Annotated in this window: 13 protein-coding genes and 1 tRNA gene; 5 read left to right on the top strand and 9 right to left on the bottom strand. The window is 61.3% G+C overall.

Going from position 1 to position 11,000, the window contains the following annotated elements; genetic code table 11:
- From EN949_RS27820 to EN949_RS27805, 4 genes are all read left to right on the top strand, one after another.
- The coding region (locus EN949_RS27820) for an exopolysaccharide biosynthesis polyprenyl glycosylphosphotransferase (RefSeq protein ID WP_127371841.1) at nt 1-925 on the top strand (925 nt) is incomplete at its 5' end.
- Nucleotides 922-2,178 (top strand): O-antigen ligase family protein, encoded by a 1,257-nt coding sequence (locus tag EN949_RS27815; protein WP_127365797.1) that lies wholly within the window; start codon nt 922-924, stop codon nt 2,176-2,178. The genes EN949_RS27820 and EN949_RS27815, both read left to right, overlap by 4 nt.
- A gap of 290 nt (nt 2,179-2,468) precedes the next feature.
- Nucleotides 2,469-3,236 (top strand): outer membrane beta-barrel protein, encoded by a 768-nt coding sequence (locus EN949_RS27810; RefSeq protein ID WP_013532224.1) that lies wholly within the window; start codon nt 2,469-2,471, stop codon nt 3,234-3,236.
- A gap of 353 nt (nt 3,237-3,589) precedes the next feature.
- Nucleotides 3,590-3,666 (top strand) — tRNA-Pro (locus EN949_RS27805).
- A gap of 129 nt (nt 3,667-3,795) precedes the next feature.
- Here EN949_RS27805 and EN949_RS27800 read toward each other — a convergent pair.
- Together EN949_RS27800 and EN949_RS36735 are read right to left on the bottom strand one after the other, a co-directional pair.
- Entirely contained in the window at nt 3,796-4,257 is a 462-nt protein-coding gene (locus EN949_RS27800) for a YbaK/EbsC family protein (RefSeq protein WP_127365846.1), read from the bottom strand.
- Nucleotides 4,258-4,444: 187 nt separating this feature from the next.
- Nucleotides 4,445-5,029, bottom strand: coding sequence for a helix-turn-helix transcriptional regulator (locus tag EN949_RS36735; protein WP_245461884.1), 585 nt, complete (start codon nt 5,027-5,029; stop codon nt 4,445-4,447).
- Here EN949_RS36735 and EN949_RS27790 point away from each other — a divergent pair.
- On the top strand, nt 5,010-5,624 hold the full coding sequence (locus EN949_RS27790) for a hypothetical protein (protein WP_127365845.1): 615 nt from the start codon (nt 5,010-5,012) through the stop codon (nt 5,622-5,624). The two genes, EN949_RS36735 and EN949_RS27790, sit on opposite strands and share 20 nt — an antisense overlap.
- A 541-nt stretch (nt 5,625-6,165) precedes the next feature.
- Here EN949_RS27790 and EN949_RS27780 read toward each other — a convergent pair.
- From EN949_RS27780 to EN949_RS27750, 7 genes are all read right to left on the bottom strand, one after another.
- Nucleotides 6,166-6,468 (bottom strand): hypothetical protein, encoded by a 303-nt coding sequence (locus EN949_RS27780; protein WP_013532229.1) that lies wholly within the window; start codon nt 6,466-6,468, stop codon nt 6,166-6,168.
- An 85-nt stretch (nt 6,469-6,553) separates the two neighbouring features.
- Nucleotides 6,554-7,093, bottom strand: a complete 540-nt coding sequence (locus EN949_RS27775) for a MerR family transcriptional regulator (protein ID WP_063167770.1) — start codon at nt 7,091-7,093, stop codon at nt 6,554-6,556.
- Nucleotides 7,094-7,218: 125 nt separating this feature from the next.
- Nucleotides 7,219-7,542, bottom strand: a complete 324-nt coding sequence (locus EN949_RS27770) for an integration host factor subunit alpha (RefSeq protein WP_013532231.1) — start codon at nt 7,540-7,542, stop codon at nt 7,219-7,221.
- 103 nt (nt 7,543-7,645) lie between these two features.
- Nucleotides 7,646-8,617 carry a beta-ketoacyl-ACP synthase III gene (locus EN949_RS27765; protein ID WP_024504674.1) on the bottom strand — a complete coding sequence of 324 codons (972 nt, stop codon included), beginning with the start codon at nt 8,615-8,617 and terminating at the stop codon, nt 7,646-7,648.
- 9 nt (nt 8,618-8,626) lie between these two features.
- The gene (plsX, locus tag EN949_RS27760; protein WP_024504675.1) at nt 8,627-9,697 is read right to left on the bottom strand and encodes a phosphate acyltransferase PlsX; all 1,071 of its coding nucleotides are present in this window, start codon (nt 9,695-9,697) and stop codon (nt 8,627-8,629) included.
- Nucleotides 9,698-9,809: 112 nt separating this feature from the next.
- Nucleotides 9,810-10,358, bottom strand: coding sequence for a DUF177 domain-containing protein (locus EN949_RS27755; protein WP_027162417.1), 549 nt, complete (start codon nt 10,356-10,358; stop codon nt 9,810-9,812).
- Nucleotides 10,355-10,903: a ubiquinol-cytochrome C chaperone family protein gene (locus EN949_RS27750; protein WP_063167769.1), complete on the bottom strand. Its 549-nt coding sequence runs from the start codon at nt 10,901-10,903 to the stop codon at nt 10,355-10,357. The genes EN949_RS27755 and EN949_RS27750 overlap by 4 nt, the downstream gene beginning before the upstream one ends.
- Nucleotides 10,904-11,000 lie beyond the last annotated feature (97 nt).

The raw sequence follows: 11,000 nt of genomic DNA, 5'->3' as shown, positions 1-11,000 counted from the left end.
GCCCTACAACGATATCCGCATCTGCGGCATCTTCGACGATCGCGGCGACAAGCGCTCGCCGCCCATCGTCGCCGGCTACCCCAAGCTCGGCACCATTTCGGAACTGATCGAATTCGCCCGGATCGCGCGTATCGACATGCTGATCGTATCGTTGCCGCTGACCGCCGAATCGCGCGTTCTGCAGTTGCTGAAGAAGCTGTGGGTGCTGCCGGTCGACATCCGGCTTTCGGCGCATTCCAACGCGCTGCAGTTTCGCCCGCGTGCCTATTCCTACATCGGCGCGGTGCCGATGCTGGATATCTTCGACAAGCCGATCAACGACTGGGATTCGGTGGCCAAACGCGCCTTCGACATTGTCTTCAGCCTGATCGGCATCGTCGTGTTCTCGCCGGTGATGCTGGCGACCGCCATCGCCATCAAGCTCGACAGCAAGGGTCCGGTGCTGTTCCATCAGAAGCGGCACGGTTTCAACAACGAGATCATCGAGGTCTACAAGTTCCGTTCGATGTATACCGACAAGGCCGACCCAACCGCCAAGCAGACGGTGACCAAGAACGATCCTCGCGTCACCCGCGTCGGCCGCTTCATCCGCAAGACCTCGATCGACGAGCTGCCGCAGTTCTTCAATTCGCTTCTGGGTTCGCTATCGCTGGTCGGCCCGCGTCCGCACGCCATCGCCGCGCAGTCGCATAACCTGCTCTACAACGAGGTCGTCGACGGCTATTTCGCCCGCCACAAGGTCAAGCCCGGCGTCACCGGTTGGGCGCAGATCAATGGCTGGCGCGGCGAGATGGACACCAACGAGAAGATCCGCATGCGCACGGAGTATGATCTCTACTACATCGAGAACTGGTCGCTGCTGTTCGATTTGCGGATCCTGTTCCTGACGCCGCTCCGGCTGCTCAATACGGAAAACGCCTATTGAGTGCGATCAGCCATGATCTGCCGCAGGCCGTGGTCAACGCCAAGCTGGTCGCGCTGATTTCCTCGGGCGCGGTCTTCCTCGGCATTCTGCTGTCCGGCTTCGTCATCAGCGAGCCGGCGCCCTATGAGCTCTACATGGCCGGGCTGATTGCCATCTGGGCGCTTTTCGGCTTGCGGATTTCCCGCGCGGCAACGCCGCTGCTGGTGCTGCTGGTGACGATGAACATCGGCGGCATGATCTCCATGACGCAGATGGCGGACGTCGCCAACACGCCGCTCTATCTCGCCGTCTCGCTGTTTCTCGCCTTCAGCGCAGTGTTCTTCGCATCGATCACCGCCGTACAGCCGAACCTCTACCGATTGATCTTCATTGCCTATGTGGTTTCGGCCGTGGCGACCTCGCTGCTTGGCATTGCAGGCTACTTCCACGCCTTTCCGGGCGCCGAGATGTTCACCAAATACGATCGTGCCGCCGGCGCCTTCCAGGACCCGAACGTGTTCGGCCCGTTCCTGGTGCTGCCCGGCATCTATCTGCTCTATCTGCTTTTGACCGGACCGGTGACACGCATGCCGCTTTTGGCGGTGCCGCTGCTGATCATCACCGCCGGCATCTTCTTCTCCTTTTCGCGCGGCGCCTGGGGCATGTTCGCGGTTTCGGCCGTCCTGCTCACCGGCTGCCTGTTCCTGCAGAGCGCCAGCGGCATGTTCCGGCTGCGCGTGGTGGTGATGACGATTGCAGCACTGGCGCTGCTGGTCGTCGCCATGATCGTCATCCTGCAGCTGCCCGGCGTGTCGGAGATGTTCTCCAACCGTGCCCATCTCGAACAGAGCTACGACACCGCCCGTCTCGGCCGCTTCGCCCGCTATGGCATCGGCTTCCAGATGGCGATGGAGCATCCGTTCGGCATCGGCCCGCTGGTCTTCGGCACGATCTTCGGTGAAGACACCCACGACATCTGGCTGAAGATGCTGATGGATTATGGCTGGCTCGGCTTCGTGTCGTTCCTCGCGCTCGTCTTGTGGACGATAGCAGCCGGCTTCCGCATCCTGCTGCGCGACCGGCCGTGGCAGCCCTATCTCCTGTGCGCCTATGTCGCCTTCATCGGCAATATCGGGCTCGGCACCTTCATCGACATCGACCACTGGCGCCATGTCTACCTGCTGCTCGGCCTGATCTGGGGCGCCATCGCACTGGAATACCGCCATCAACTGCTGTTGCGGCCTGCCTTGCAGGGCTCGCCGGCACCGGCATAAAAGTCGCGGGAGTGAGAGGGCTTCACGTTGGCCTTCGGTGGAGATCCGGCCCGCTCTACATCACGACGAAGACAGCTTCGAGAGCTTCCCGAATACGAAGTTTCTGATGGATTTCCTGACTAGGCGCTCTACATGCGCTTTACTCGGCTTCATTTGCGTTTTGAAGCGTCAGGCCAGTGTAGATCGAGTGCTCGACGGACGGTTGGTCCATGGCAAAAATATGCGGCTGTGGCAAAAACATCACATAATTTCATTTCGCTCCCGGCTATTGTTGTTCCCGAGGGAATTACTTGGGTTGGGAGAAATACGTGAATAGATTCTTAGCAGTTCTCGCGGTTGCCGCCCTGTCGGCAAGCACCGCGTCAGCAGCAGACATGTTGGCCCCGGTTGCGGGGTCGGCCTATGACTGGAGCGGCCTCTATGTCGGCGGCCATCTCGGCGTTGCCAATGGTGACATCACGGCAACGGATATGACCGAGCCAAACGGTGGGTTCTTCACCGACCTCGTTCCGGCGGGAACAGAAGGATTTGACTTCAACAAAGCCGGCGTAGCCGGCGGTATCCATGCAGGCGCGCAATGGCAGTGGGGACAGTTCATTCTGGGCGGCGAAGCGACCTGGACGGCAACGGGCATCCGCAAGACCATCACCAGCCCCTATTTCCCGGACAGCGACACCGAGACCGCCAAAATCTCGAATTATGCCACGGTCGTCGGCCGCGTCGGCTACGCCTTCGATCGCGTGCTGATCTATGCCAAGGCTGGTTATGCCGGCGGCAAGGTGGATTTCCGCGCCCGAGACAACGACGCCCTGGTGACCTACGAAAAGAATGAGTGGCAGAACGGCTATGCGCTCGGCGCTGGCATCGACTATGCCCTTACGAACAACCTCTCGCTTGGCGTGGACTACACCCACGTTGACCTCGGCCATAAGACGAGCACGGGCGACAACGTGTTCGATGATGGCACTCTCGGCGACAATCCCGAGACCTATCGCACAGAGGCAAAGGTCGATGCCGTGATGGCCCGGCTAACCTACAAGTTTGGAATGGGTCAGTAGTGCATCGACATCATTTTCGCGGATCAGATCTAGCGTCAGGGGAGCTCGTCATCGCTCCCCTTCCTCGTAGCCTACATATTCCTTCGAACATTCTGGCGATTGAACGAAGTCTTGAACTTCTTTGGGCAATTGCAGCCTAGAGCGGTGCAGGCTATGCCCTTCCAGGGCAAGACAAAGCACGTAGTGTGTCCGCCCTCGGTGACCGGAACCTAAGCAGCACTTGCGGTATGATTTGTCGGTGTGACTTTCGGTCACCAAAGGCACACCGGGACACCGTCTGTTCCCATTTCACCAATTTCAGCGAATTCGCCTCTTGCTTCTGAACCCTTGAGAATATAGGGCTTTCCGCGGTCCGGAGTGTAGCGCAGCCCGGTAGCGCACTTGACTGGGGGTCAAGGGGTCGTCGGTTCGAATCCGGCCACTCCGACCATTTTAGAAGCAGGACTTGCCCCCAAAAGTCCGCCTTTCCAGATGCCCGGTCAGTCTGGCCAAATCTCGGATCGGGAAAAAATCCCGGAATGTATTCTCAATCGCCTTGCTCGAACTTCGGTTGGGCCCCCTACCCCTGGCACACATCCACCCACTCAGCGCCGATTAGCTCAACCATCCTCTGCGAGCTGATCCGCACCGCCGCATTGGTGGCGCCTGCCGCGGGCACGACCTCGTCAAACTCGCGCAGCGATACGTCGCAATAGACCGGCAGCGGCGCCGGCAGGCCGAACGGGCAGACGCCGCCGACCGGGTGGCTCGTCGCTTCGACAACTTCCGCCGCGTCGAGCATGCGCGGCTTGCCGCCGAACTGGTCCTTGAACTTGCGGTTGTCCAGCCTGGCGATGCCGCTGGTCACCACCAGCATGGTGCGCTCGCCGACGCTCAGGCAGATCGTCTTGGCGATCTGCGCCGGCAGCACGCCATGCGCCTCGGCCGCCAGGGTCACCGTCGCCGAGCTCGCCTCCGTGACGATGACGTCGATATCAGGCGCGTGGGTGGCGAAGAAGGCACGAACGGAGTCCAGGCTCATATCGAAAAACCCATGGTTCAAAAACTTGAAGGACGGCGGATTGCTGTCCAGCAGCCGGGGCCGCCGCGCATATAAGCACGCGCGGCATACAAATCGGCAAGCGCCAGGCTGAAGCAGACGCTGCGGCAGGTACAAAGAAACCCGCCAAGAGGGCCTTGGCGGGTTCTCTGGAATGCCTGGTGCGGGTCTACGCCAGCGATCGACCTTGCGCCGCCGGCGGCGCAGCCGGGGTGATCAGAGCTTCCTGGGGAAGGTGAAGCGCGGACACAATACGACGCAGCTTCGACGGATCGGTCACTCTGCCGCTTTCGATATCCTCAATCTCGTCCACCGCCAGGCCGCATGTCAGGGAAAGCTCTTCCACGCTGTAACCGCGGGTCTCCCGCATCGCTCTGAGGGTGTTGTAATCTGGCCCGCTCCCGTTGGTTGCCGGTTCGGAGTGGGGTTCGCTTTTCGCATTATGGGGCATTGGCAACTCCATGACTGAAAGAGTTTGATCAAATGAGGAGTGTTGCCTGAGACGGTCGGGAAGATGCCCTCTCACCGGTGATTTGCCAAGGGCCAAAATGGCCGTCACGGGATCGTGAACCGGGTGCCTGGCGCGCCCTCTGGCGCACACGTCGCGATCAAGTTGTTTTGAAGGCCTGATTGGCCTTTTGCCGGCAGTCTCGCCGCGGCCTTTCGTTATCTCCGGGTCGCTGGCGTGAAACCATCCGGTTCCAGCCAGTTCGTTCCCGAAAGGATTATTTGCAATGAACTTGAAGACAGTCATGGTCGTGCTCGGCACGATTTCCAGCCTTTCCGTCGCCGGCGCGGGCGCCGCCCAAGCCGCAGGCGCGCTTCGTGTGCGCGGCACGGTGGTCAGTTTTAAGCCCACGCTGCTCACCGTGAAAACCCGCCAGGGCGATACCGACGCGATCAAGCTCAAGGCCGGCTGGAAGATCTCGGGCGTCGCCAACGCCTCGGCAAAGGACATTAAGCAGGGCGATTTCCTCGGCATTGCCTCCGTTTCGAAAGCGGATGGCGGCAGCGGCGCCCTGGAGGTGGTGGTCTTTCCGGCCGCGCTGAAAGGCACCGGCGAGGGTGACCGCCCCTGGGACCTGCAGCCAAACAGCCGGATGACCAACGGCACCGTCGCCGACGTTACCGATATAAGCGGGCGATCCGTCACGCTGACCTATGACAATGGCCAGACCAAGAAGATTTCGATTCCCGACATCACCCCTGTCGTCACCTTCGCGCCAGCGACGCCGACCGACCTCAAGCCGGGTGCGACGGTCTTTGTCACCGCTGAGCGGGGCAGTGACGGCGCACTGAGCGCCAGCCGCGTCGTGGTCGGAACCAACGGCGTCGTGCCGCCGATGTAGTCGGACAGGCGGCCAATGGCCGCCTCTCGATCTTGCCGTGTATGGTGGCGGGAGGCTGGATTGGGCAGAAACAGTCCAGAAACAAAATTCTACAATCGGGAAATACTGACGAAAAAATTCAGGCGCGTAATTCCATTCGCGGCGGCCGGGCTATCGCCCCGATCCATATGCGCCCGCGAAACAAAAGGAAACGATCCATGAAGAAGTCCCTCCTCTCGGCCCTAGGGCTTGCAGTTGCATTGGCTTTCACGGTGCCCGTCATCGGTGCGACGAGTGCGGATGCGGCGCCGATGGCAAAGCATCATCGTCACCACCATCATCATCGCCACCATGTCCGCCACCACCATCATCACCGCCACCACCACCATGTGATCGGAAACAAGGCCTAAGCACCGCAAACTGCCACCGAGAAGACCGGCCTTGGCTTCCTCTCCAAGGCCGGTCTTCTCTTGGCATTGCGGCGCGTTAGCTCGACACGATTTGGGCGCACCAAGTTCGTCGAATGACGGCGCCAGCTATCTCAACCATCAGAAGCACCGCCTCAGCGCCGGCTGAACAGCAGACTGGCGACAAGACCGAGCACCACAAGGCCGACAGCAGCGGCAGCCGCCGGATGGTCGCGGGCCGACCTCTCGATCACCCTGCCCTGTTTGCGCAGTGCCGGCATGGCGTCGCGCAGACGCCCCGCAAGATCGGAATAGGTGTCGAAGGCTGCATCGCGACCGTCCTCGTAGTAGGCGCCGCCTCGCCTTGCCACAGCCCTCTTCAAGCTGGCCAGTTCTTTGGTGAGAGCCGCGACCTGCCTGTCGAGATCGATGTCCGAGAGGGTCGAAAATGATGCCATGATGTGTTTCCTTCACTTGCAGAAGGAAACGTAACGCCTCACCGGAAGACGGGTTCCGGTTTCGAACTATCGCGTCGGGCTGCGGTCAGCGCACCTGATCAAGCAGGCGCTTGCATTCCAGGAGGTCGAACAGCGCCTCCTGCAGCAAGGCCCTGTTGTCGCGCGAGAGTTTCGATGCATCCGGCTGCACCGGACCGTCCTCGTCGCTCTTGCCCAGGCCGAAAAAGCGACGGCTGGGTTTGACGCGCGGCTGGCCGACCAGTTCGTCGTCCATGCTGCGCGGCTGGGCCGCCGGCGTCAGCGGCACCTGGTCAGCCTGCCTTCGCTGCGAAATCGCCTCGACGGCGGCCATGTCGCCATTGCCGATGGCAACCAGGAAATGGTTGCCGTTCTCGCGCAACAGCTTCTGCACGCCCTTGATGGTGTAGCCCTGGTCGTAGAGCATGTGACGGATGCCCTTGATCAGCTCGACATCCTGCGGCCGGTAGTAACGACGGCCGCCGCCGCGCTTCATCGGCTTGATCTGGTTGAAACGCGTTTCCCAGAAGCGCAGCACATGCTGCGGCAAATCGAGATCTTCGGCGACCTCGCTGATGGTACGAAAGGCGTCGGGGCTCTTGTCCATGGGCGAATCCTCACGCTGGACGATGATCCGGCCTAGCTGCCGAATCGGGGCTTATTTCAGCGGTTTATGAAGCAATATTCAAGCCCGGCGTCATGGCGGCGGCGGTTTTCAACCGCGCTGTAGGATTACTTGCCGCTTTTGGCCTTGCCGCTCTGATGGGAGCGCAAGATACGGCTCTTCAGCACGTTGGACGACTTGAAGGTCATCACCCGACGCGGCAGGATCGGCACTTCCTCGCCGGTCTTGGGATTGCGGCCGATACGCTCGTTCTTGGAGCGGACGTGGAATGTCGCGAAGGACGACAGCTTCACCGTTTCGCCGCGCACGATGGCTTCGCAGATTTCATCCAGCACCGCTTCGACGAGTTCGGCCGATTCAGTGCGCGACAGGCCGACCTTCCGGTAAACTGCCTCGGCAAGGTCGGCGCGCGTAAGTGTCTTTCCCCCCATGCGACCGTCCCATCAGCTCAAAACATAAAATTCGGCACAACAACGGCAGAGCCTAAGTAATTGATCCGTCAAGGTCAAGGACCGAAACTGGACCGTTCGGCACTTACCAGCGAACCAGGACAGCGCCCCAGGTGAAGCCGCCACCCATCGCTTCCAGGAGGACGAGATCGCCCTTCTTGATGCGGCCGTCGGCAACGGCCACCGACAGCGCCAACGGCACGGAAGCAGCCGAGGTGTTACCGTGCAAATCGACCGTAACCACCACCTTTTGCTCAGCTATCCCGAGCTTCTTGGCGGAAGCGTCAATAATTCGTTTATTGGCCTGGTGCGGCACGAACCAATCGAGATCCTCGGCTGAGATACCGGCTTGCGCGAACGTCGCCTCGATGACGTCGGTGATCATGCCGACCGCGTGCTTGAAGACTTCGCGGCCCTCCATCCGGAGGTGGCCGACCGTACCCGTCGTCGAGGGCCCGCCATCGACAAAAAGCTTGTCCTTGTGCGTGCCGTCGGAGCGCAGGCTGGCCGCCAGAACGCCATGGTCGGCGATCGTGCCCGCGCCCTCGCCCGCTTCCAGGATCATGGCACCGGCGCCGTCTCCGAACAGCACACAGGTCGACCGGTCGCTCCAGTCGAGAATGCGCGAGAATGTTTCGGACCCGATCACCAGGACACGCTTGGCCAGGCCGCCGCGGATGTAGAGATCGGCGGTGGTCACGGCATAGACGAAACCCGAACAGACCGCCTGCATGTCGAAGGCAAAGCCGTGATGCATACCGAGCCGGTTCTGGATCTCGACGGCGGTGGCCGGAAACGTGTTGTTGGGCGTCGAGGTCGCCAGCACGATCAGATCGATGTCGGCGGGCGTGAGGCCCGCATTGGCAAGTGCGGCACGTGCCGCCGCTTCCCCCAGCGAAGCGGTCGTCTCGTCATCGCCCGCGATGTGGCGCTGGCGAATGCCGGTGCGCTGGGCGATCCACTCGTCGGAGGTCTCGACCATGCCTTCGAAATCGGCATTCTTCATGATTCGGCGGGGCAGCGCGGCGCCCGTGCCGCGCACGACTGATCTGATCAAAGTTCTTTCCTATTCCTTTGCGTCGGTGACGACGTCGGATTTCCTAGATGACAGGGCGCGCGGGTTGCGCGCATGAAACAGGTCCAGATCGGCCTCGATACGGTCGAGGAGGTTGTTGCGGACCATGTCATAGCCGAGTTCGATCGCGGCGGCGAACCCGTCAGAATCAGCACCGCCATGGCTTTTGACGACGATCCCGCTCAGCCCCAGGAAAACGCCGCCATTGGAGCGGCCGACATCCATCTTTTCGCGCAAGCGGTTGAAGGCGCCCTTAGCGAAGACGTAGCCGATCCTGGCCATCAGGGTGCGGCTCATCGCGGCGCGCAGATAACCCGCTATCTGGCGCGCCGTGCCTTCCGCGGTCTTCAGAGCGATGTTGCCGGCGAAGCCCTCGGTCACCACAACGTCGACCGTGCCCTTGCCGATATCGTCGCCCTCGACGAAACCGTGATAGTTCATCGAGGCCATGTTGGCTTCGCGCAGCATGCGCCCCGCCTCCTTGACCTCTTCCTGGCCTTTGATCTCCTCGACGCCGACATTGAGCAGGCCGACGCTGGGCCGGGCTATGCCGAAGACCGAGCGCGCCATGCCGGTGCCGAGAATGGCAAAATCGATGAGCTGTTGCGCATCGGCCCCGATGGTCGCGCCGACATCCAGCACCACGCTTTCGCCGCGCAATGTCGGCCAAAGGGCTGCGATCGCCGGGCGATCGATGGTGGCCATGGTGCGCAGGCAGAACTTCGACATCGCCATCAGCGCACCGGTGTTTCCCGCGGAAATGCAGGCGTCGGCCGTGCCGGCCTTGACCGCTTCGACGGCCTTCCACATCGATGACTTCCAGCGGCCGTGGCGCAGCGCCTGGCTCGGCTTGTCGTCCATCCTGACCGCAATTTCGCAATGGAAGAATTCGCTGATCTCGGCAAGCTTGGGAAATTTGGCGAGCTCCGGGCGCACGACCTCCTCACGCCCGAAGATGACGAAGCGGATGTCGGGACGACGGGTCGCGACCGTCATGAGCGCTGGAATGACCACGGCTGGTCCGTGATCGCCGCCCATGGCATCGATGGAAATCCTGATCACGCGGTATTTGTCTCACGGTTAGGCGGCAGGTCGTTTAGCGACCGCGAAGGTTCGGCGAAAATAACGGTTTTGGGCTGCCACACAACCGACTTTTCCGTCGCGGGCGAGCTTTTCAGGATTTTCCCAGCAAGGATCGCAGTTTTTGCTGAAATTCATTCTCCGCCGGTTCGGTCTCGCTGCCGGCGTTGAGCGACGCGCCCTGCTTACGCGGATAGGGGTCGATGGCGAGCCCGAAATACTGTTCGGCGAGTGCCCCGACATCGATCGTGTCACCGGAAAATGTCTCTGGACTGTCAGGGCCTTCCGCGTCGAGCAGGATCTCGCCGCCACCATCGAAACCCTGCCGTCCAAGCTTGGAATCCTCGGGCAGCAGCAGCGCTTCGACCGGTTCGTCGATATGCGCTTCGACAGGCTCGAGCGTGACGATGCAGGCCTGGGTGATGTCGGCTTCGACACGACCGCTTATCTTCACGCCATTGCGCTTCCACGACGCGACCAGAAGCTCGGCGCGATAGGATTCGACCGAAATCAACCCGTGCTCCTCGGCCAGTGCCGCACGCTGTGCGGCATCGGCTTCGATAACCAGCGGCAGGCCCTTTTGCGGCAGGCGCGTGATGTTTGCACGGAAGGAGACCGGGCTTTGCGGGTCCACATGCTTCATTGTTCAACCTCCTTGGCGGCGGGAAAGGTCAGCGTGCCGGAGACAATCGATTCGGATGTCTGCGCGGCCAGATGATTGCGCGCGTCGGTAACATAGTTGGCCAGCAGCGATGCCTCCAGCCAGGCGCCCGCGTCGGGCCGGACATTGCGGGCAAGAGCCGCGGTCAGCGCTTCATGGTCGTTTCTTTCCAGGGCATCGTCATAGGCAGCGGTTCGGCCATAAAACATCTTTGCCAGCTTTTTCATGCGTTTGGGCACGCCAACGTCGCCAATGCCCAATTCCCGCAACGAATGGTCGACGTCGAGGAAGAACTCGTCGATCAGCACCTGGGCGACCTCTTGCGCCGCACCGCTCTCACCGCGCAACCTGTGCTGGAACAGGAACATGTGCAGCGACAGCATCTCGAAGCGGCCAAGCGGCGTGTCTGGCACATTCCAGTGGGAATAAAACACCGTCTGCCGCGCCGCCGCCACGATTTGTGCGTAAAGCGCCTCGGTGATAGCGCGGTTGGCGTAGCGTTCGCGGCCAAAAAAGCGCTGGAACATTGGGGATGGTCTCCTGGGGACCGTTTGTTGAAGTGGGCTTGTTGCATCGGCAAGCAAGCTGGTTTACCGGTTTCGCGGCCCAGCGCAAGTTGCGGCC

Source organism: Mesorhizobium sp. M7A.F.Ca.US.007.01.2.1 (genome assembly GCF_003998165.1).
GTDB classification, from domain to species: Bacteria; Pseudomonadota; Alphaproteobacteria; order Rhizobiales; family Rhizobiaceae; genus Mesorhizobium; species Mesorhizobium ciceri.
This window is presented reverse-complemented; position numbering and strand designations above follow the sequence as displayed.

What these genes read in the sequence shown, in the direction of transcription:
- EN949_RS27790 (WP_127365845.1), top strand. Translation starts at nt 5,010, where the DNA reads ATGAACTTGAAGACAGTCATGGTCGTGCTCGGCACGATTTCCAGCCTT.
- EN949_RS27770 (WP_013532231.1), bottom strand. Translation starts at nt 7,542, where the DNA reads ATGGGGGGAAAGACACTTACGCGCGCCGACCTTGCCGAGGCAGTTTAC.
- EN949_RS27775 (WP_063167770.1), bottom strand. Translation starts at nt 7,093, where the DNA reads ATGGACAAGAGCCCCGACGCCTTTCGTACCATCAGCGAGGTCGCCGAA.
- EN949_RS27750 (WP_063167769.1), bottom strand. Translation starts at nt 10,903, where the DNA reads ATGTTCCAGCGCTTTTTTGGCCGCGAACGCTACGCCAACCGCGCTATC.
- EN949_RS36735 (WP_245461884.1), bottom strand. Translation starts at nt 5,029, where the DNA reads ATGACTGTCTTCAAGTTCATTGCAAATAATCCTTTCGGGAACGAACTG.
- EN949_RS27800 (WP_127365846.1), bottom strand. Translation starts at nt 4,257, where the DNA reads ATGAGCCTGGACTCCGTTCGTGCCTTCTTCGCCACCCACGCGCCTGAT.
- EN949_RS27780 (WP_013532229.1), bottom strand. Translation starts at nt 6,468, where the DNA reads ATGGCATCATTTTCGACCCTCTCGGACATCGATCTCGACAGGCAGGTC.
- EN949_RS27755 (WP_027162417.1), bottom strand. Translation starts at nt 10,358, where the DNA reads ATGAAGCATGTGGACCCGCAAAGCCCGGTCTCCTTCCGTGCAAACATC.